General features: G+C 63.5%; 20 protein-coding genes. 4 read left to right on the top strand and 16 right to left on the bottom strand.

What is annotated here, in order from left to right; genetic code table 11:
* Positions 1-22: 22 nt before the first annotated feature.
* Together DKW65_RS07130 and DKW65_RS07125 are read right to left on the bottom strand one after the other, a co-directional pair.
* Entirely contained in the window at positions 23-1,144 is a 1,122-nt protein-coding gene (locus tag DKW65_RS07130; protein WP_111656599.1) for an acyl-CoA dehydrogenase family protein, read from the bottom strand.
* Positions 1,145-1,212: 68 nt separating this feature from the next.
* The gene (locus tag DKW65_RS07125) at positions 1,213-1,707 is read right to left on the bottom strand and encodes a hypothetical protein (RefSeq protein ID WP_111656598.1); all 495 of its coding nucleotides are present in this window, start codon (positions 1,705-1,707) and stop codon (positions 1,213-1,215) included.
* A 66-nt stretch (positions 1,708-1,773) separates the two neighbouring features.
* Between DKW65_RS07125 and yaaA the strand changes: the two genes are divergently transcribed.
* Entirely contained in the window at positions 1,774-2,562 is a 789-nt protein-coding gene (gene yaaA, locus DKW65_RS07120; protein WP_111656597.1) for a peroxide stress protein YaaA, read from the top strand.
* Positions 2,563-2,566: 4 nt separating this feature from the next.
* Here the strand turns inward: yaaA and DKW65_RS07115 are convergent, their stop codons facing one another.
* Positions 2,567-2,869 carry a sll1863 family stress response protein gene (locus DKW65_RS07115; RefSeq protein WP_111656596.1) on the bottom strand — a complete coding sequence of 101 codons (303 nt, stop codon included), beginning with the start codon at positions 2,867-2,869 and terminating at the stop codon, positions 2,567-2,569.
* Between the two features lie 111 nt (positions 2,870-2,980).
* Here DKW65_RS07115 and DKW65_RS07110 point away from each other — a divergent pair, with 111 nt between their 5' ends.
* Positions 2,981-3,871: a crotonase/enoyl-CoA hydratase family protein gene (locus DKW65_RS07110; RefSeq protein ID WP_111656595.1), complete on the top strand. Its 891-nt coding sequence runs from the start codon at positions 2,981-2,983 to the stop codon at positions 3,869-3,871.
* Between the two features lie 249 nt (positions 3,872-4,120).
* Here DKW65_RS07110 and DKW65_RS07105 read toward each other — a convergent pair whose 3' ends face one another.
* From DKW65_RS07105 to ccoN, 12 genes are all read right to left on the bottom strand, one after another.
* A complete protein-coding gene (locus DKW65_RS07105; RefSeq protein ID WP_111656594.1) occupies positions 4,121-5,095 on the bottom strand; it encodes a universal stress protein in 975 nt (324 codons plus the stop codon).
* Complete coding sequence (gene fnr, locus DKW65_RS07100; RefSeq protein ID WP_111656593.1) at positions 5,092-5,811, bottom strand: fumarate/nitrate reduction transcriptional regulator Fnr; 720 nt, start codon at positions 5,809-5,811, stop codon at positions 5,092-5,094. The genes DKW65_RS07105 and fnr overlap by 4 nt, the downstream gene beginning before the upstream one ends.
* Positions 5,812-5,943: 132 nt before the next feature.
* Complete coding sequence (gene hemN, locus DKW65_RS07095) at positions 5,944-7,320, bottom strand: oxygen-independent coproporphyrinogen III oxidase (RefSeq protein WP_111656592.1); 1,377 nt, start codon at positions 7,318-7,320, stop codon at positions 5,944-5,946.
* Positions 7,321-7,398: 78 nt separating this feature from the next.
* The gene (locus DKW65_RS07090) at positions 7,399-8,127 is read right to left on the bottom strand and encodes a sulfite exporter TauE/SafE family protein (protein WP_111656591.1); all 729 of its coding nucleotides are present in this window, start codon (positions 8,125-8,127) and stop codon (positions 7,399-7,401) included.
* A complete protein-coding gene (gene ccoS, locus DKW65_RS07085) occupies positions 8,120-8,305 on the bottom strand; it encodes a cbb3-type cytochrome oxidase assembly protein CcoS (RefSeq protein ID WP_111656590.1) in 186 nt (61 codons plus the stop codon). The genes DKW65_RS07090 and ccoS overlap by 8 nt, the downstream gene beginning before the upstream one ends.
* Entirely contained in the window at positions 8,293-10,713 is a 2,421-nt protein-coding gene (locus DKW65_RS07080) for a heavy metal translocating P-type ATPase (protein WP_111656589.1), read from the bottom strand. The genes ccoS and DKW65_RS07080 overlap by 13 nt, the downstream gene beginning before the upstream one ends.
* The gene (locus DKW65_RS07075) at positions 10,710-11,258 is read right to left on the bottom strand and encodes a FixH family protein (RefSeq protein ID WP_162925755.1); all 549 of its coding nucleotides are present in this window, start codon (positions 11,256-11,258) and stop codon (positions 10,710-10,712) included. The genes DKW65_RS07080 and DKW65_RS07075 overlap by 4 nt, the downstream gene beginning before the upstream one ends.
* Positions 11,206-12,576 (bottom strand): cytochrome c oxidase accessory protein CcoG, encoded by a 1,371-nt coding sequence (gene ccoG / locus DKW65_RS07070; RefSeq protein ID WP_111656587.1) that lies wholly within the window; start codon positions 12,574-12,576, stop codon positions 11,206-11,208. Before ccoG ends, DKW65_RS07075 begins: the two co-directional genes overlap by 53 nt.
* Entirely contained in the window at positions 12,576-13,487 is a 912-nt protein-coding gene (gene ccoP, locus DKW65_RS07065) for a cytochrome-c oxidase, cbb3-type subunit III (protein ID WP_111656586.1), read from the bottom strand. Before ccoP ends, ccoG begins: the two co-directional genes overlap by 1 nt.
* Complete coding sequence (locus DKW65_RS07060; RefSeq protein ID WP_111656585.1) at positions 13,484-13,636, bottom strand: cbb3-type cytochrome oxidase subunit 3; 153 nt, start codon at positions 13,634-13,636, stop codon at positions 13,484-13,486. The genes ccoP and DKW65_RS07060 overlap by 4 nt, the downstream gene beginning before the upstream one ends.
* A complete protein-coding gene (gene ccoO, locus DKW65_RS07055) occupies positions 13,633-14,268 on the bottom strand; it encodes a cytochrome-c oxidase, cbb3-type subunit II (RefSeq protein WP_111656584.1) in 636 nt (211 codons plus the stop codon). Before ccoO ends, DKW65_RS07060 begins: the two co-directional genes overlap by 4 nt.
* A gap of 2 nt (positions 14,269-14,270) precedes the next feature.
* Entirely contained in the window at positions 14,271-15,722 is a 1,452-nt protein-coding gene (gene ccoN / locus DKW65_RS07050; protein WP_111656583.1) for a cytochrome-c oxidase, cbb3-type subunit I, read from the bottom strand.
* A 171-nt stretch (positions 15,723-15,893) separates the two neighbouring features.
* Between ccoN and DKW65_RS07045 the strand changes: the two genes are divergently transcribed.
* Positions 15,894-16,805: a universal stress protein gene (locus DKW65_RS07045; protein ID WP_111656582.1), complete on the top strand. Its 912-nt coding sequence runs from the start codon at positions 15,894-15,896 to the stop codon at positions 16,803-16,805.
* A gap of 5 nt (positions 16,806-16,810) precedes the next feature.
* On the opposite strand, the gene DKW65_RS07040 is transcribed toward DKW65_RS07045, so the two are convergent.
* Entirely contained in the window at positions 16,811-17,809 is a 999-nt protein-coding gene (locus DKW65_RS07040) for an alpha/beta fold hydrolase (protein ID WP_111656581.1), read from the bottom strand.
* A 156-nt stretch (positions 17,810-17,965) separates the two neighbouring features.
* On the opposite strand from DKW65_RS07040, the gene DKW65_RS07035 reads away from it, so the two are divergent.
* Positions 17,966-19,207 (top strand): alpha/beta fold hydrolase, encoded by a 1,242-nt coding sequence (locus DKW65_RS07035; RefSeq protein ID WP_111656580.1) that lies wholly within the window; start codon positions 17,966-17,968, stop codon positions 19,205-19,207.
* Positions 19,208-19,227: the final 20 nt, after the last annotated feature.

The raw sequence follows: 19,227 nt of genomic DNA, 5'->3' as shown, positions 1-19,227 counted from the left end.
ACGTCAGGATTGAGCGGAAGCGTCAGGCGGCGCTGGACAGGCGGTCCAGACGACGCAGGTGCCAGTCTTCGTTGCCGAGCAGTTGTTCAATCAGTGTCAGGCGTTTGAAGTAATGCCCGACCCGCAGCTCTTCGGTCACGCCCATGCCGCCATGCAACTGCACGGCCTGCTGACCGACAAGCCGGCCCGCGCTGCCAAGCCACACCTTGAGGGTGGACAGGGCGGTCTGACCCGCCGTGGCGTCTGCAGCATCCATCTGGATGGCCGCCATGTCGAGCAGCGCACTGGCCTGTTCCGCGCGCATGAACATGTCCACCATGCGATGTTGCAGCACCTGAAAGCTGGAAATGGGCACGCCGAACTGCTTGCGGGTGCGGGTATATTCGACGGTGTCCCTGACCAGCGCCTGCAGCATGCCCACCGCCTCTGCACATAATCCGAGCAGGGCCAGATCCTGTGCCGCGCTGATATCGGCGCGGGCATCGGCGCTGCCCAGACGCGCAGCGGCCGGAATGCGCACTGTGTCGAAATGGATTTCAGCGCCGCTGGCGCCATCCACGGCTGCCCAGGCCTGCCGCTGGACGCCCTGATGGTTTGCGGGCACGACAAACAGCGCGACGTCATCGCCCAGCCGGGCCGACACCACCAGTTGTTCGGCCTGGTCGCCATTGAGCACTCTGGATTTGCTGCCCTGCAAAATCACCTCATCACCGTCCTGCGTGGCGGTCACAGCCTGTACGTCGTTGCTGAACCGGCGCCCGGCTTCGTCGTGGGCAAAGGCCAGCTGCAGCGCGCCGGCCACCATCGGCTCAAGCAGTTCGCTGACCTGCGCAGATGAACCGCAGCGTGCAATCAGGGTACCTGCCAGCAGCACATTGGCCACATAGGGCTCGATCACCAGCCCTTCACCGAAAGCCTCCATGATCTGTACCAGGTCCCGATGCTGGCCGCCGAGGCCGCCCTTGTCTTCGGGGAAGGGCAATGCCAGCCAGCCCAGCTCGGCAAATTGCTGCCACAGGGCAGGGTGCAGCCCTGCGCTCTCCTTGAGCAGCGCCCGGCGCTGTTCGAATGCATGTTGCTGACGGACAAAACGCTGGGCGCTGTCACGCAGCATCTGCTGGAATTCACTGAGCTGAAAATCCATCGGGGTTCCTTGTGATGATCCATCGTGATGACCAATTGGTCACAACGATAGCGACACGGCGCGCCGAGTCAAGGACGACGACGACGGTCATTGGCATAACCGCTCACGGATTTGATCTCAAGACGCCAATCATGGGGGCCATCCACGGTCCCGGGCGGCGGCTGGACCATCTGCGACCAGGGCAGGCTGGCACCGGGAGGGACATGCTGGCGCAGGGTCAGCCTGTCTTCACCCAGGGTTTCACAGACGTCGTCCACGCAGCGTTCAAGCAGCGCGCGGGCTTCCACGCGGGCCAGCGGATGCGGGCTGCCGTTGTTGACCCGACCCTGCAAACGAACACCGATTTCCATGCTACGGCTCTGTTCCAGGGTCAATGTCACGTCATCCGGGGAGACCTGGACCATGGCCTGGTCACGGCTGTGCCAGACCCCCAAACCGAACATGAGCGCGCCAATCAGCACGGCGATCAGTGTGAAGATGAACAGTCGCCGGTCGATGCGCCAGCTCGCCCAGAGCACAACGGCTATGGCCACCAGGCCGACAAGAACAAGAAGAATGCGCATGTGAGAACCCCGGTCCTTTCACGTTCATTTGCTATACTCCGCTGCAAATCGGAGATGAGGTTTATCATGCTGATAGTTGTATCACCTGCCAAGACACTCGACTACGAATCTGATTTTCCATCGCTGGCCGGCCAGCGTATCACGCGGCCGCGCCTGCTGGAGCATAGCGCCGAACTTGTGAAGGACCTGCGCACCCTGACGCCGGCCGATATCAGCGAGCTGATGAAAGTCAGTGATCGTATTGCGGCGCTGAACACGGCCCGCTTTACCGAGTGGCAACCGCAAATGGACCGCAATAATGCCCGGCCTGCTGTTTTTGCGTTCAAGGGGGATGTCTACACCGGCCTGGATATCGATCAATTTGACGGCAGTGCCCTGGCGAGGGCGCAACAGCGCCTGCGCATCCTGTCCGGCCTTTATGGCCTGTTGCGGCCACTGGACATGATGCGCCCTTATCGGCTGGAAATGGGCACGCGGTTTGCCAATCCCCGTGGCAAGGATCTGTACGCCTTCTGGGGTGATCGCATCACCCAGCTGCTGAATCAGGACCTGAAACGGGCCGACAGCGAGGTATTGATCAATCTGGCGTCAAACGAATACTTCAAGGCGGTGCGCCCCAAGAGCCTGGATGCGCGTATCATCACGCCCGTATTCGAGGACGAAAAGAACGGCCAGTACAAGGTCATCAGCTTCTATGCCAAGAAGGCGCGCGGGCTGATGGCGGCCTGGATACTGCAGCATGATATCGACAGCCCGGACGCGCTGAAGCGCTTTGATGTGGCGGGCTACCGCTTCCACGCTGCCGGATCACAGGGCGATACCCTGGTGTTCCGGCGTCGCGAAGCGGCAGCCTGAGTGGTCAGTCGTCGTCGCGGGGTTCGAATTCGGAGCGCGCGCTGAGCAGGCCAAGCCGCAACCCTTCCCAGGCCAGCTCCAGGCCATCGCGGATGTCTTCCAGGGCGTGCTCGCCCTGTTCCTCAACAGCATCCAGCTTTTCCCGCAATACCGCGCGGCGCGCCTGAAGGTCTTCGGCGCGCTCCTCGCCGCGCTCACGCAGCTCCTCCCGCAGATCCTGCAAACGATGCCGGAAGCGATCAAGCTGGTATTCCCAGTCCTCAAGCTTCTGATTCAGATTGCGCACATATTCGCTCGGACGGGTCATGGTGCTCTCCAGATGTCAGTGACAGTATGGGTCCAGCTTATCGACCCGGGGCATGGCCGTATTGACGCAGGTCATGCCTTGCCACGCTGATTTCGTAAATGAGGAGGCTCCATGACGGGCTTTGCGACACACGATCTTGAGACGCTGCGTTATGAGGTGGAAGACGGCATCCTGACCCTGACATTGCATCGCCCCGACCGGCTCAATGCGTTCACGGACACCATGGCCGAGGAGCTGATTGCCGCGCTGGACGCGGCCGATGCGGACGACGATATCCGCGTGATCATCGTGACCGGGGCCGGGCGGGCCTTTTGCGCGGGGGCAGACCTGGGCAAGGGCGCGGCCACCTTCGACTACGATGCCCAGACGGGTGCGAGCGGTGGAACGCCGGACTGGACGCAACTGCGCGACACGGGTGGCAAGGTGACGCTGCGCATGTTCGCCTGCCACAAGCCGATGATCGCGGCGATCAATGGTCCGGCGGTGGGCGTTGGGGCGACCATGACGTTGCCGATGGATATTCGTATTGCTGCGGATACCGCACGCATGGGTTTCGTCTTCTGCCGCCGGGGCATTGTGCCGGATGGGGCGGCGAGTTGGCTGCTGCCGAAGGTGGTCGGGTTGCCGCAAAGTCTGGAATGGGTGCTGAGCGGTCGGGTCTTTTCTGCGGAGGAGGGCAAGGCGGGCGGCCTGCTGCGTTCGCTGCATCCGGCGGATGAACTGATGAAGGTGGCGCGCGAGCTGGCGCGGGAAATCGCGGACAATACGTCGGCGGTGTCGGTGGCGCTGTCGCGCCAGATGCTGTGGCATATGGCAGGGGAGCCGCATCCGTGGCGGGCGCACGAGATCGAGAGTCAGGCGATTTACTGGACGGGGCGTTCGGCGGATGCCAAAGAGGGGGTCATGTCCTTTATCGAAAAACGCCCGCCGGCGTTTACGCTGTCCAGTGCTACGAATATGCCGCCGGGGTACCCTTGGTGGCCTACGCCCGAGAAGGATTGAGAGTCTGGGTGGGGTGCCATTCTTGTCGGTTGTGGTGGTGGCCCTCGGAGGGCGGGTAAGGGTTTTCTGGACACGCCGTAAACCCGTCCATGGGGGCTCTCGTTCGGCATCCATGCCTCTCGAAGGTCCAGAAAACCCTTACCCGCCCCCCGAGGGCCGTCACGCGCAGCCCGGTTAACAACTTCCAAGCCAAGCGAAAGTCTGGTTCTTGCATCGGGCTACGACGTCCCCAAAAAACAACAGCCCGACTCAATCCTCATCGTCGTCGTCTTCGAAATCAGGAATATTCCACGGCGTTTCAAAATCATCATCCTTGACCACCAGCAGGTCGCCACGGGCATTGCCGGCGATCTTTTCGGCGGTGCTGCCGAGCAGCAGGCGACGTACGGGGCCGCGGTGAACGGTGCCCACCACCAGAAGAAGCGGACCGTTGCGTTGCTGGAAGTCGGCCAGGGCCTCTGCCGGGCGTCCTTCAAGCAGGACCTGGGCGTCGGCGTCCAGACCGGCTCGCTCGCACAGCTCAGTGAGCCGCTGCGCATAATAGTCACGCAAGGTATCGGTATTGCCGATATAGCTGGGGATGGCTTCGCCAGCGATCAGGATCAGGGTTTCGTCCGGGTGCTCGACCACGTAGCTGAGACGCAGGTCGCTGTCGAGGGCGTCGCTCATGTCGCGGGCGGCACGCACGATGGTGGCATTCAGTCCGGTCAGTTCGCCGCTGTCGTGTTCCGGGTCCACCGCGGCCAGCACCGGCATGTCGTCCGGCCAGGCATTTTCGTCCACACACAACACAGAGCAGGGCGCCTTGCGAATCAGGTGCCAGTGGCGGGGCGTCAGCCACAAACCGCGAAGGCCGCGATCGCGGCCATCGGAATGCACCACCAGCAGTTGCGGGTCGGCGTCCAGAATCGCTTCACGCAAGGCATCGTATTGATCGTCGTCCCAGAGAATGCGGGTACTGATGCGTTCGCGTTCCGCTTCATCAAGATCCTGTTCGGCCAGCAGGGCTTCCACCCGGGCCTCCCAGGCATGGCTTACGGCGTAACGGGCGCCGGCCAGGCGGTTCTCGTCATCGCCGATGCGCCGCACCAGAGCCGGGGAGTAGCTGTTGACGCAAACGATCAGCGGGGCGTCGAGCCCGAAGGCGATGCGCAGACCTTTGTCGAGGGCGGGTTGACTGGCTTTGAGCTGATCATCGAGCAATACGAAAACCGGTTTGGTCATCCCTGTTTCTCCAGAATTTCCTGGGGGGCTGTGCCGCACAGGGCACCCCGATCGAGGATTTCGACTTCGCGACCTTCAACACGCAACAGACCCTGTTGCTGGAAGCGGGTAAAGATGCGGCTGACGGTTTCGACCGCCAGACCGAGGTAATTGGCGATGTCGTAACGGGACATCGGCAGACGGAAGGCGCTGCCCGACAGCCCGCGACGTTTGTGCCGCGCCGAGATGGAGAGCAGCAGGGCCGCAATGCGATCGTCCGCAGATTTCTTGCTGACCAGCAGATGCAGTTCCCGGTCCGCCTGGATTTCGCGGCTCATCAGACTGAAAAAATGATGCTGCAACGTCGGAATCCTTGAGGACAGATACTCGAAACGCTCGAACGGAATTTCGCACACGGTGGCCGTGTCCAGGGCCTTGGCCGATGAGACGTGGTGGGCGGTGCTGATGCCGTCCATGCCGACGATCTCCCCGGGCAGGTAGAAGCCGGTGACTTGCTCCTCGCCTTCCTCGGACACGGAATAGGTTTTCAGGGCGCCGCTGCGCACGGCGTAAACCGCATCGAAGGGGTCGGCCGCGCGATACAGATGCTCGCCGCGTTTCATCGCGCGACCGCGACGAATGATGTTGTCCAGTTGCTCGAGTTCGTCCGGCCGCACTGCCAACGGCAGGCAGATGGGGCTCAATGAACAGTCGTTGCAGGAAACGCGACCTGACATGGTGCTCGACCCTTTTCGTGTGACGACGATTCCAGCATCGGGGCTGGCCGTCTGGTGTTGGCTATGAACCAGTCTGACCGTCACTTTACGCCTCCTTCCAGGGAAATTCACGCGCCGGAACCGTCCGGCAGTTCAGATAATACGGCTGAAGCGGCTTTGTGTCGGGCCGTGGCCGCTGTACTGGTCAAAGACCATGGCGACCGCGCGGGCCAGGAGTCGGCCCTGATCGGACAGCCGCAGCACATCGCCATCGCGCCACAGCAGGCCGTCCTGGATCATTGGCGCCAGGGCGGCAATTTCATCAGCAAAACAGTCTTCTGCATCAATGCTCCAGCGCTGGCTGATACGCGCCAGATCAAGCTGCATGTCGCACAGCAATGTCATGATGACATCACGGCGAATTTCATCCTCACGCCCCAGCACGAAGCCGCGCTCCAGGGGCAGCAGGCCATCTTCCACTGCCTCCCGCCAGGGGTCGATCTGCTTCTGGTTCTGGGCATAGAGCCGGCCGATCTGACTGATGGCCGAAACGCCCATACCGATCAGGTCAGCATCGCCATGCAGCGAATAGCCCTGGAAATTGCGGTGAAGCTGACCCTGTGCCTGGGCACGGGCCATGGCGTCGTGGGGACGGGCAAAGTGGTCCATGCCGATCAACTGGTAGCCCGCCTGCTCGAACAGGGTGCCGGCGCGGGCCAGCATGCGCAGCTTTTCCGATGGCGCAGGCAGGGCAGCCTCTTCGATCTGCCGCTGTACCTTGAAGCGGGCGGGCAGGTGGGCGTAGTTGTACAGGGACACACGATCCGGATTGAGGGCCACCAGCTGTTCGACAGTGCGCGCCAGGCTGGCCTCCGATTGCCAGGGCAGGCCGTAGATCAGATCCACGCTCACGGAACAGAACTCGAATTCACGCAGGGCATCCAGGGTGCGGGCGATCAGTTCAACGGGTTGCACGCGATTGACCGCGCGCTGCACGCGAGGGTCGAGATCCTGCACGCCCAGGCTGGCACGATTGAAGCCGAGGCCGCGTAGCAGGGAAATACGGGCGCGATCCACCGTACGCGGGTCCAGTTCGATGCCATAGTCCCCCCGATCATCCTCCAGCAGGCGGAAATGCCGCGCGGTGCGGTACATCAGCTTGGTTAACTGGGCGTCGTCCAGGAAGGTCGGTGTGCCGCCGCCCCAGTGCATCTGTGTCACCGGCCGCTGGCCGTCGATGTCACGGGCGCGCAGTGCCATTTCAGCGAGCAGATCCTCGAGGTAGTCAGCGCCACGCTGCCGGTTGGCCGTGACAATGCGATTGCAGGCGCAGTAGTAGCAGACCGACTGGCAGAAGGGGATGTGGGCATACAGCGACAGGGGCCGCCGGGCGGCATTTCCCTCGGCCACCGCCTGTTCGTAGTCCTGGGCGGTGATTTCCTCATGGAACGCCAGCGCCGGCGGATAGGAGGTATAACGCGGGCCCTTTCCGTCGTAGCGGCGAATCAGGTCAGTGTTCCACTCGGTCATGAAGCCTCCGGGGTGTAAGGGGGGCGCTTTAGATGAAGCGATGATCGCAGGCCGGATGCCCGGGCATGTTGACGTGTATCAATGGTGATGCGTGTGGTCATGATGCGGCGCCGCATCCGCGTGACCGGCATGGTCATGACCGCTTATGGCCTGCCAGGTCAGCAGGGCGGCCATTAATACCGCGAGGGCGGCCGCTACGTGGCGCCCGCGTGGCCCACGCAGGGCGGCCAGGCTGCCGCCAATGACCCCGGCGGCCGCGACCGGCGGCACGGTAATCAGGCCAAACGCGAGCATCAATGCGGCGCCGGTGAGTGGCGAGGCGGCGCCCAGGCTGAGGGCCAGGGCGGCATACACCAGACCGCAGGGCAACAGCCCCCAGGCCATGCCGAGCAGCAGGGCGCGCAGTGGTGTGTTGACGGGCATCAGGTGTTTCAGGGCCGGCTGAACCCGTCGCCAGAGGTGTCGCCCCAGCCCCTCGACCCAGCGCAAGCCGGCGCTGCGCCCGAGCAGATAAAGCGCGAGCAGGATCATGATGATGGCGGAGATCAACAGCGGCACACCGTGCAGGGCAGGGGGCAGACTCAAGGCGGCACCCAGCAGTCCCATCAGGGCGCCGAGCAGGGTGTAGGTCAGCACCCGGCCACTGCCGAACAGCAGTTGCCAGTGCCACAGGGCAGGCCCGCTGCGTTGGTGCTCGGGCACGGAAAACGTGGTCGCCATGGCCATGCCGCCGCACATGGCTACACAGTGAGCGCTGCCGGCAAAGGCCATCAGGATAATGCTGGCGAACAGCATGCTGTCACTCATGGGAATCTTCCGGCCGGGTCTTGTCAGGCGTTCTGTGCTGGTCGTCATCGAACAGGATCCGCCAGGCCGGCGCATCCAGGTCATCAAACTGGTCACGGCGCACGGCCCAGAAGAAGGCCGCGATGGCCAGCCCCAGTACCACCAGTGCCAGCGGAATAAGCAGGATCACGATTTCCATGGGGACGCCTCGCTATCGGGGGCCTGCCAGCGCATCAGACGACCGGCATTCCAGGACACCAGCAGGGAACTGGCCGACATGCCAATAGCAGCCAGCCAGGGCGGGATCAATCCGACGACGGCAAAGGGGATGGCCAGGGCGTTGTATCCCAGCGCCCAGGCGATGTTGATGCGCAGCGTGCGGCGGGTCGCGCGTCCGAGGTGGTGCAGCCAGGGGATCAGGCGCAGATCGGGGCGCAGCAGGTACATACCGGCGGCATCCCGTGCCAGCGCGCTGCTGTCCGCCATGGCCACTGAGCAATCGGCCGCTGCCAGGGCGCGGGTGTCGTTGACCCCGTCGCCGGTCATCAGCACGCGATGACCGCGAGCCTGCAGTTGCTGTATCCAGTTCAGCTTGTCCTCGGGCTGTTGTGCCGCGCGGGGCGCATCGATGCCCACGGCCTGCGCCACCGAGGTCACTGCGGCGGCCTGATCCCCCGAGGCGAGCAGGGGGGTCATGCCGAGGCGGCGCAGGGCCGCCACTGCGGCCGGGGCCTCGTCGCGCAGACGGTCCGCCAGATCGAAACGCATCACCGGTTGACTGTTGTGACCCTGGAGGTAGAGCGCCACGGAGGTCACACCCGGCCCCGACGCCGCCTCACCTGGCGCGGCCTGGATAACCCATGATGTCTCCATGACGGTTCCCGCCACGCCCTCCCGCTGCTGACGGAAGTTGCTGACCGGAAGCGGGTCAGCCAGCGTACTCAGGGCCCGCGCCAGAGGGTGGACCGCCGACTGCTCCAGGGACGCCGCCACCTGCTTCAGGGTCTGTGCTGGCCAGCGTTTATCCAGATGCGCGATGGTCTGTACCTGGAAACGGCCCTCTGTCAGGGTGCCGGTCTTGTCAAACAGGGCACGGTCGACGTCCGGCAGGGCCAGCAGCTGCAGTGGCCGCGCGATCAGTACCCCGGCGGCCAGCGCGCGAGCGCGCGCCGCGCTGACGGCGAGCGGGGCGGCCAGCGCCAGGGCACAGGGGCAGGTGACCACCAGCACGGCCAGCGCATATTGCAGCCCCTGGGCCAGGCCGGCATCACGGTGCCACCAGAGGGTAAAGCTGGCCAGTACCAGTGTGCCGGCAATAAACCAGGGCACCACGGCGCGCGCATAAAGATGCAGCCGCGATTCCTCCGCCTCGCTGGCGTCAAGCAGGGCGCCCAGTCGCGCGACCCGGCTTTCCCGCGCCGGGCCATTGGCCAGCATCTCCAGTTGCCCTTCCAGCACACGGGTACCCGCCAGCAACGGCGCACCGCTGGTGCGGCGCACCGGCACCGCTTCGCCGGTGAGCACGGCTTCCTCAACCAGGGCCTCGCCCGCGCAGACGGTACCGTCCACCGGCACCCACTCCCCCTGTTGCACGCGCAGGCGGTCGCCAGCGGCGAGCAGATGGGTGGCCACCGGCTGCCAACCGTCGTCGGTGCGACGCAGGGCCAATGCGGGCAGGCTGTCGGCCAACTGGCTGTGGGCCTCAGCCACGCGTAACCGCTGGCGTTGCTCAAGCCAGCGACTGATCAGCAGGAAGAACACGAACATCGCCAGGGATTCGAAATAGATGTGACCGACGCCACTGACCAGCGCGACCACCGAGCCACTCCAGGCGAGTCCCAGGGCCAGGGCCACCGGCACATCCATGGTCAGGGTGCGGGCACGCAGCGCCTGCCAGGCGCCGCTGAAGAACGGCCAGCCGCTGTAGAAGATGGCCGGGGTGGCGACAATAAAGCTGGTTAACCGGAACAGCGCGGCATAGACCTGCTCGACCTCGTCGAAGGTGCCGATATACAGCGCAGTGGAATACATCATCGCCTGCATGCTGCACAGGCCCGCCACCAGAAGACGACGCAACAGGGCGCGGTGCGCCTCGCGGGCTACTGTCGCACGGCCATCCCGGCTCGGCAGGGCAGGCCGATAACCCAGTTGTTGCAGACGCTGGGCAATCTGCCGCGGGGTCACCTGGGTCGGATCATGGCTGACATGAAGCCGGGCGCTGGCCAGATTCAGACGAACCTCGGTGATCCCGGGCAGTTGCTTGAGTCCGTTTTCAATCAGCCAGACACAGGCGGCACAGTGCAGCCCTTCAATGCGCAGCGTCAGCCGCGTGTCGCCCGAGGCGGTGGGTTGCAGATAGCCCGCCACCAGTTCGGGCACCGAAAAGGGCGCCAGCACGGCGTCATCCGATTGTTCACGATCCGGCACCGGGCTGGCGTCGGTGCGGAAACGATAATAGTCCCCCAGACCCAGGGCATGAATGCCCTCAATGGCCGCCGCGCACCCCGGGCAGCAGGCCGGTTTGTCACCTTCTGGCGTGCGCGCCAGCGTGATACGACCTGTCGCGGGTGTACTGCAATGCCAGCACAAGGGCGCCGCGCTGTTCATTGCGGGCTGCCATCTGTGGCATCCAGGGACAGCCCGGCGTCCACGGGTACCACCGTCTGCCGCGACAGGCGCCAGTGACCGGCATCCGGGGTCAGGGTCAGGTTGTAACGCCCGGCAGGCAATGGCGCGTCGGCCACATAGGTGCCCTGCTGCGTAAGCCGGAAGGTGAGCGCCACATCCCGCGACGCCATGGTCGGGTGACGCAAGGCCAGCTCCAGCGAGGCGGGCAGTGCCAGCGCTGCATCGCTGTGCAGTTGCAGCTGTGTTTGCGCCGCGCCACCGCTGAGCAGGACACGGATACCCAGCGCCTCGGCCATGCGTTCGGCGGCCATATCGCGGTTGATCCCACGGCCATCCCGGTACCAGGTATCACTGACCACGTCATCCGCGTTGGAAAAGGCGACGTAGACCAGCGTCAGGCCGGCGACAACCGACCAGGCGAGGATGGCCAGGACCAGCCAGACAAAGGCGTGCCGATACCAGGAACGGGTGTCAGTCACGCGGGGCGATAAAGCGGGATTCCCGCGCGCGGTGATATCGCGCATGGTCGTCGTCCTCCAGAGTGAAGCGAATGGCACCGGTGTTGACCCGGTGCTGATAAGGGTCATAACCCAGCGTCACCGGCAGAATGCGGCTGGCGCCGGGTTCCAGTACCAGTTGCTGCTCGCCGTGGCGCCATTGCAGGCCCTCAGGCGCCTGCAGACCGATCAGCACTGTGCGTGCCTGCTGGCTGCGGTTCATGACACGTAACTGGTAACTGTTTTCGATGAAACCGTCACTGGCGGTGCGATAGAGCTGACCGCGATCACGAATCACATCAATGCCCAGAGGCACGCGCGTGGCCAGTGACCAGGCCAGCAACAGCGCCATGACGGCCAGCAGGGCCGTGTAACCGAGCAAGCGAGGACGGAGCAGTTGTACAGGCTGTCCTTCCAGGGCATTTTCCGTGGTGTAACGGATCAGTCCGCGTGGCTTGTGGATCTGGTCCATGACGTTATCGCAGGCATCAATACAGGCGGCGCAGGTAATACACTCGTATTGCAGGCCGTTGCGAATATCGATGCCGGTGGGGCACACCTGCACGCACAGATCACAATCAATACAGTCCCCGGCCTGCTCGTCACGACGACGTTTACCGCGCTCGCGCGGTTCGCCACGCGCTTCGTCGTAGGAAACGATCAGCGTATTGCGGTCGAACATGGCGCTCTGGAAGCGGGCATAGGGGCACATGTAGATGCACACCTGCTCGCGCAGCCAGCCCGCGTTGAGGTAGGTGATCGCGGTAAAGAATGCAATCCAGATGATTTCCCACTGGCCCAGATCCCAGACGAAGGCGCGCCATACCAGGCTGTCGATGGGAGTGAAGTAGCCGACAAAGGTGATCCCCGTGAGCGAGGCCAGGGCCCACCAGAGCAGATGCTTGCTGCCACGGCGCAGCAGCTTTCGGCGCGACCACGGTGCCTTGTCGAGCCGCTGGCGTGCATGGCGATCGCCTTCGGTGAAGTGTTCTATCCAGGTAAAGAATCGCGTCCAGGTGGTCTGCGGGCAGACGTAGCCGCAATACACCCGGCCAGCAAACACGGTGGCCACAAACAGCATGAAGGCAAGCAGGATCAGCAGCCACGACAGCAGGATGAAATCCTGTGGCCAGAAGGTGATGCCGAAGACATGGAACTGTCGGGCGGGCAGGTCAAACAGCACCGCCTGACGGCCGTCCCAGGACACCCATGGCAGCAGAATATATGCCCCCATGGTCAGCCACACGGTGATATCCCGAAGCCGCTGGAAACGGCCGGAAACAGCGCGAGGGTGAATCGCCTCGCGCTTCTGGTAGAGCGGGATACGCGCCGGGTTGCCGGACATCAGTGATCGTCATCCTGTAGCGAAAGACTGTAGACATAGGCGGTGAGCACATGAATCCGCTCTGGCGACAACAGGCCGGCATGACCCGGCATGTGGCCAAAGCGACCTTCGCGCAGGGTTTGCGCAATATCTTCGATGCGCCCGCCATACAGCCAGTTGCCGTCGGTCAGGTCCGGGGCACCAAACTGCGGATTGCCGGTAGCGTCAGCACCGTGGCAGGCGGTGCACATGGCAAAGCGCGGTGCGGCGCGGGCTATGCGCTCGGCGACGTCGTCACGCTCGGCCAGTTCCTCGCGGCTCAGCGCGGCGACATACCAGGCCATGTCGAGAATGCCGTCTTCGCCGCCCAGCATCGGGCCAAACGCCATCATGTTGGCGCGTCGGCCCTCGCTGATACTGATGCGAATCGCCTCCGGGGAGCCGCCCCATTGCCAGGCGCGATCCGTCAGGTTGGGATAGCCGCGCCCACCCCGGGCATCGGCACCGTGGCACATGGCGCAATTCTGCATGTACAGCCGTGCGCCGACCTCGAGCACCTCGTCATAGGCCACCAGTTCTTCCACCGGCACCTTGGCATATTCGGCAAACAGCGGCGCCGTCTGGCGCTCGACAAAATCGACTTCCTTCTGCCACTGGCCGGTGGAGGTCCAGCCGAGCATGCCGGCGTAGTTCCCCAGCCCCGGGTACAGCGCCAGGTAGGCGGCCGAAAACAGCAGGGTGAGAACGAACAGCCACAGCCACCAGCGCGGCAAGGGTTTGTTCAGCTCCTCGATACCATCGAAACTGTGCCCGGTCGTTTCGCGCTGCGCTTCTTCTGCGCTCATGCGACTGTTCCAGAACAGCAGCACCGCACAGCCGACCAGATTCAGCACCACCAGTACGATGATATAGATGCTCCAGAACTGGCTCATGGCGCACCCCCTTCATCATCCTCGATCACCTGGCGGGCGATATCCTTGTAACGGTCACGGCGCGACGGCCAGAACACCCAGGCCACCATGGTGAAGAACGCCACCACGAACAGCACCGTCAGACCGATGTGGTAATCAATCAGGTTCATGGCGCACTCCTTCCGGTTCTCACGGTCCCCAGTTGTTGCAGGTAGGCCACCAGCGCATCTTCCTCTGTCTTGTCCGCCCAATCGCGAGCGATACGTTGCAGCTGCTCGGCGATGTCCTCGTCGGAGTAGGGCACCCCCAGCAGACGCATCGCGTTCAACTTGCGCTCGGTATGCCGCCAGTTGACCTGCCGGTATCGCAGCCAGGGATAGGCCGGCATATTCGATTCCGGTACCAGATCCCGTGGTGCATAAAGGTGGTCGCGATGCCATTCATCCGAGTAGCGTCCGCCGACCCGGGCCAGGTCCGGCCCGGTGCGTTTGGAACCCCACAGGAACGGATGCTCCCAGACATCCTCGCCGGCCACGGAGTAGGGGCCGTAGCGCTCGGTTTCCGCGCGCAGCGGTCGCACCATCTGCGTATGGCAGACATGGCAGCCCTCGCGGATGTAGACATCGCGGCCTTCCAGCTCCAGTGCGGTATAGGGTTGCAGGCCCTTGACCGGCTGCGTGGTGCCATCGTCCTTGAGCAGTGGCACGATTTCCGCCAGGCCACCGAAACTGACGGCAACCAGCACCAGCGCGATCAGCAGACCGACGTTCTTCTCGACTTTTTCGTGGGCTGAGCCAGCCATGATCAGCGTCCTCCCTCAACAGGTACAGCAACAGCATCGGCGTCGTCAGTGGCCACCAGCAGGTTGTCGTCGCCGTCGTCGTTACGGGTTTCACGCAGCGTCTTCCAGACGTTCCAGGCCATCAGCACCATGCCGAGGAAGAAAATGATGCCGCCGATCAGACGTACCACGTAGTAGGGGAAGCGGTATTCCATCTCCTGGATAAAGGAGTAGGCGAGGGTGCCGTCGGTATTCACCGCACGCCACATCAGCCCCTGCATCAGCCCGGAAATCCACATGGAAGCGATATACAGCACCGTGCCCACGGTAGAGAGCCAGAAGTGCGCGAAGATCCAGCCGGTGGAGTACATGGCGCGGCGGTTGAAGACGCGCGGGATGAGCACGTACATGCAACCCATGGTGATCATGGCCACCCAGCCCAGGGCACCGGCATGCACATGACCCACGGTCCAGTCGGTGTTGTGCGACAGGGCGTTGACCGTCTTGATCGACATCATCGGCCCCTCAAAGGTGGCCATGCCGTAGAACGCCAGCGCGACAATCATGAAACGGATGATCGGATCAGTGCGCAGCTTGTCCCAGGCCCCCGAGAGCGTCATGACACCATTGATCATGCCGCCCCAGCTGGGCGCCAGCAGCACGATGGAGAACACCATGCCCAGTGACTGGGTCCAGTCGGGCAGGGAGCTGTAATGCAGATGGTGCGGCCCGGCCCACATGTAGATCGCAATCAGCGCCCAGAAGTGAACGATGGACAGGCGATAGGAATAGATCGGGCGCTGCGCCTGTACCGGGATGAAGTAGTACATCATCGCCAGGAAACCGGCGGTCAGGAAAAAGCCCACCGCATTGTGGCCGTACCACCACTGGACCATGGCATCCACGGTGCCGGAAAACACCGAATAGGATTTCCACATCGACACCGGAATCGCCAGATTATTGACCACGTGGAGCAGGGCGATGGTGAGGATGAAAGCGCCGTAGAACCAGTTGGCCACATAGATATGCGAGGTACGACGCCGGGCGATCGTGGCAAAGAACACCACTGCGTAGCTGATCCAGACCACCGCAATCAGGATGTTGATGGGCCATTCCAGCTCGGCGTATTCCTTGGCCGTGGTGGCCCCCAGCGGCAGGCTGACCGCCGCCATCAGGATGACGGCCGTCCAGCCCCAGAAGGTAAAGGCGGCCAGGCGTGGGAACGCCAGCGGTGTTTCACAGGTACGTTGCACGACATAGTAGGACGAGCCGATCAGCGCCGAACCACCGAACGCGAAGATGACCGCATTGGTGTGCAGTGGGCGCAATCGACCGAAACTGGTCCATGGCAGATCGAAGTTGAGCACAGGCCAGGCCATTTGCGCGGCAATCCAGACGCCGACAAACATGCCCACCAGGCCCCAGACGATGGTCATGACCGCAAATTGCCGGACCACCCGGTAGTGGTATTGCATGACGTTTTCCCCAGACAGGCATTAGCAGCGCCATTCTCGCGGGCCGTCCGGCGGCAATCTTGATCTGCGTCAAGCTGGCATGGGGAGCGGGGGCTGTTATGCTGGGGTCAAGCGCGATAACGACGGATTTATTGATCCGCATCAAGCCGCGAGCAACAGGGAGGCCTGCTTATGTACCAGCGGATTCTGGCCGTGATGAGTGGCCACGACGTGGAAGACGGCGCCATGCTGGCGCGGCTGTCTGCCCTGGGTGAGCACTGCGGCAGTCTGCGACTGCTGCGTCCTGTGCGCAGCCCGCTGTCCGGCATGGACTACCGATTCCTGACACCGGAGCTGCGCCACCAGGTACGCCACCGGGCGCTGGGCAGGGCACGGGAGCAACTGGACATGCAGGCCTCCCGGTTACGCGGCGATGGCATGGATGTCAGCTATGATGTGCTCTGGCTTGAAGATGACGCCACACCGATGATTCTGGAGGCCGCCGCCCAGCAGGACGCTGATCTGGTCATGCTGCTGCGCAGCCACGCCGGGGCCACGCCTCCCGGTGACCTGCGACGATTCTTGCGCCTCAATGAGCAGATTCCCGCCTGGCTGGTGGATACCGGCCGTGACAGCCCGACCACTGTGCATGCCGCCATCGACACGGGCAGTTCCGGCGGCGAGAACCTGCAGGGCGCTGCCATCGCCCACCATGCAGCAGGGCTGGCACGGTCCATCGGATTACCCCTGTGCGTCCTGACGGTGGTGCCGCAACTGGACTGGCTGACCCAGGAGTTGGGCGAACTGATGAGCGAAATGACACACACGGAAGACCCGCGCCGGGAGGCGCGGGATATACATCAGCGCCATCTGGCGGCGCTGACCGAGACGTTGAGCCTGGACAATGGGCTGACCATCGGCCACGAGATTCTGGAGGGCACCCCGGCGGACGCTCTGGAATGGCATATGCGCGCCCACCCGGACGGCCTGCTGGTCATGGGGCGCAGTGCACACCACACCGGTCTGGCAAGCCTGTGGCGCACCACCACCCAGGAGAAGATTCTGCACCGGGTGGCGGGGGACCTGCTGATCGTGCCCTGTTGAGCCGATCAGCCGTTATCGTCGGCGTCGTCGGTGCTGCCACGGACATCGCCAAGCTGTGCCAGGAACACCCGCGCCACCGCCACCGTGGCCTGCGGATCTTCTTCCTGCGGCACGTGGCCCAGCTCATCAAACATGACCAGCTCCGCATTCGGCATATCGCGGGCAAAGCGTTCACCGTTCTCCGGCGGAATCAGACGATCCTGACCGCCCCAGATCACCAGCGTCGGCTGCTGCAATGTCGCCAGCCGCTCACCGCTCTCATCCCGCCACGCCACCTTGGCAAAGCGCTGGGACAGCGCCGCCCGGTTGCCCTCGCGCAGGGTCAGATCGTAATAGCGATCCACCAGCTCGTCGGTCACCTGGGCCGGGTCGCCATAGACATTGCGCACGCTGGATTCGATCACGCTGCGCGGCAATACGCGGTTCATCACACCACTGAGGGCCGGCATCTGTGCAATGCGGAACCCGAGCGGCATGGACTGCGCCTGCATCGGGTACCCGGCGGCATCCACCAGAATCAGCCCGGTGACGCGTTCCGGCATGGCCAGGGCGGTTTCCCAGGCCACTTCACCCCCGAAGGAATTGCCCGCGATCACCGCCTGGTCAATCCCGAAAGCGTCCAGCGCCTGGCCCATAAAGGTGGTGTAGGCATCAATACTGTAGTCATCATGCTCGACAAACGGCCCGGTGAGACCGAAGCCGGGCAGATCCAGCGATACGACCCGGTACTCGTCTTCCAGCGACGCCACCCAGCCTTCCCAGGTGTGCAGGCTGGCCGACGTGCCGTGCAGCAGCAGCACTGTCTGGGCGGCATCACGCGGCCCCTGGTCACGGTAGTGCACCGGCATGCCGGCAAGGGTCATGAATTCGGAAGGTGCAGGCGCCCAGCGTTCGGCCAGCTCGGCAGCGGGGCGGTCAGGCGCCCAGCTCAGGCCAATGAACACGGCGACCACCAGCAGCAGGGCGATTACAAGCCCTGACAGATACTTGATGAAGGATGTCATAACATTCCCTGGTCATGGTTTATTTGATGGATGTCTATTCATGGCATGACCGTGCAACACGCCCCCGGGGCGCCACGGCCATAGGTCGTACCCGGACTGATTGTAGACTGCCGACCCGCATCACGTCGCTGTCAGAGCGAGACATTCGAGGACCGCATGAACCGCCTGCTGAAAGGTGCCCTGGACCGGGGCCTGTTTCTGAATGAACGCCTGCTGGCCATGGCCGATAACGCCGTGGACTGGATGCTGATGCGTGAATCGCTGGTGAAATCCGGCCTGACGCCCCACGAGATTGTCTATCAGGGCGATCTGATGTCGGTGCGCTATTACCCGCCGCCCGCCACAGACTCACTGGAGATGAGTGGGGGAGAGCGCTTGCCGGTTCGCCACGAACGCTACCCGGTTCCCCTGGTGCTGGTGCCGCCGCTGGGGGTGACCACCGAGGTCTTCGACCTGATGCCCCATCGCAGCCTGGTGCGTTACATGGCCGCGCAAGGCTTTCATGTTTACCTGATCGACTGGGGCAAGCCCCAGCGCCGACACGCCACACTGAGCATGAAGGACTACGCCGAAACCATGTTCGGTACCGCCCTGGAGGAAGTCCGTCGCCACTGTGCCATGGAGGACGTTTCCATCATGGGCTGGTGCATGGGCGGCTTGCTGTCGCTGCTGCATACCGGCCTGAACCAGGACCGGCATATCCAGAACCTGATTACGGTGGCCAGCCCCATTGACCTGCGCGGTGGTGGCCTGGTGGCGCGCGCCGCCACCGCCCTGAATACCCCGGCCCGACTGATCCGCAAGTTCAGCTCCTGGCGGCTGCACTCGCTGCATCCGGGCAGGCTGCATGCGCCCGGCTGGCTAACCACACTCAGCTTCAAACTGACCGATCCCATCGGCAGCGTGACCACCTACTGGGACCTGTTGACCCGACTCTGGGACCGCGAATTCGTTGAGAACTATTCGACCACAGCGGATTACCTGAACAACATGCTCGAATACCCCGGCGGCGTGATCCAGGACATGCTGGTGAAGTTCGCCATCGACAACCAGATGGCCGCAGGGCGGGTGGAATTTCGCGGCACGGTAGCAGACCTGACCACGATCGAGGCCAATTTCCTCGTCTTCGCGGGCGACACCGACATCCTGGTGCCCCCGGGTATTGCCCGCCAGAGCGTGGAACTGGTCTCCAGCCGCGATCGCGAGTTTCATATCGTACCCGGTGGTCATATGGGCGTGATCCTGGGCAGCAAGGCGGTCAAGGCCGTGTGGGAGCCAGCCGCGACCTGGCTGGCCAGCCGCTCCCAGAGCGACACCCGTCGCGGGGAAGGCCCCAGCGCCGCTGACCGCGCCATCCAGGACGCACGCCTGCGCAGACAGGTGGATGATCCAACCTGATAAATCAATGGATTGCATTA

The sequence above is a fragment of the Isoalcanivorax indicus genome, assembly GCF_003259185.1.
In the GTDB taxonomy this organism is placed as follows: Bacteria; Pseudomonadota; Gammaproteobacteria; order Pseudomonadales; family Alcanivoracaceae; genus Isoalcanivorax; species Isoalcanivorax indicus.
This window is presented reverse-complemented; position numbering and strand designations above follow the sequence as displayed.

Coding starts and splice junctions, on each gene's coding strand:
- DKW65_RS07130 (WP_111656599.1), bottom strand. CDS start 1,144: ATGGATTTTCAGCTCAGTGAATTCCAGCAGATGCTGCGTGACAGCGCC.
- DKW65_RS07125 (WP_111656598.1), bottom strand. CDS start 1,707: ATGCGCATTCTTCTTGTTCTTGTCGGCCTGGTGGCCATAGCCGTTGTG.
- yaaA (WP_111656597.1), top strand. CDS start 1,774: ATGCTGATAGTTGTATCACCTGCCAAGACACTCGACTACGAATCTGAT.
- DKW65_RS07115 (WP_111656596.1), bottom strand. CDS start 2,869: ATGACCCGTCCGAGCGAATATGTGCGCAATCTGAATCAGAAGCTTGAG.
- DKW65_RS07110 (WP_111656595.1), top strand. CDS start 2,981: ATGACGGGCTTTGCGACACACGATCTTGAGACGCTGCGTTATGAGGTG.
- DKW65_RS07105 (WP_111656594.1), bottom strand. CDS start 5,095: ATGACCAAACCGGTTTTCGTATTGCTCGATGATCAGCTCAAAGCCAGT.
- fnr (WP_111656593.1), bottom strand. CDS start 5,811: ATGTCAGGTCGCGTTTCCTGCAACGACTGTTCATTGAGCCCCATCTGC.
- hemN (WP_111656592.1), bottom strand. CDS start 7,320: ATGACCGAGTGGAACACTGACCTGATTCGCCGCTACGACGGAAAGGGC.
- DKW65_RS07090 (WP_111656591.1), bottom strand. CDS start 8,127: ATGAGTGACAGCATGCTGTTCGCCAGCATTATCCTGATGGCCTTTGCC.
- ccoS (WP_111656590.1), bottom strand. CDS start 8,305: ATGGAAATCGTGATCCTGCTTATTCCGCTGGCACTGGTGGTACTGGGG.
- DKW65_RS07080 (WP_111656589.1), bottom strand. CDS start 10,713: ATGAACAGCGCGGCGCCCTTGTGCTGGCATTGCAGTACACCCGCGACA.
- DKW65_RS07075 (WP_162925755.1), bottom strand. CDS start 11,258: ATGCGCGATATCACCGCGCGCGGGAATCCCGCTTTATCGCCCCGCGTG.
- ccoG (WP_111656587.1), bottom strand. CDS start 12,576: ATGTCCGGCAACCCGGCGCGTATCCCGCTCTACCAGAAGCGCGAGGCG.
- ccoP (WP_111656586.1), bottom strand. CDS start 13,487: ATGAGCCAGTTCTGGAGCATCTATATCATCGTACTGGTGGTGCTGAAT.
- DKW65_RS07060 (WP_111656585.1), bottom strand. CDS start 13,636: ATGAACCTGATTGATTACCACATCGGTCTGACGGTGCTGTTCGTGGTG.
- ccoO (WP_111656584.1), bottom strand. CDS start 14,268: ATGGCTGGCTCAGCCCACGAAAAAGTCGAGAAGAACGTCGGTCTGCTG.
- ccoN (WP_111656583.1), bottom strand. CDS start 15,722: ATGCAATACCACTACCGGGTGGTCCGGCAATTTGCGGTCATGACCATC.
- DKW65_RS07045 (WP_111656582.1), top strand. CDS start 15,894: ATGTACCAGCGGATTCTGGCCGTGATGAGTGGCCACGACGTGGAAGAC.
- DKW65_RS07040 (WP_111656581.1), bottom strand. CDS start 17,809: ATGACATCCTTCATCAAGTATCTGTCAGGGCTTGTAATCGCCCTGCTG.
- DKW65_RS07035 (WP_111656580.1), top strand. CDS start 17,966: ATGAACCGCCTGCTGAAAGGTGCCCTGGACCGGGGCCTGTTTCTGAAT.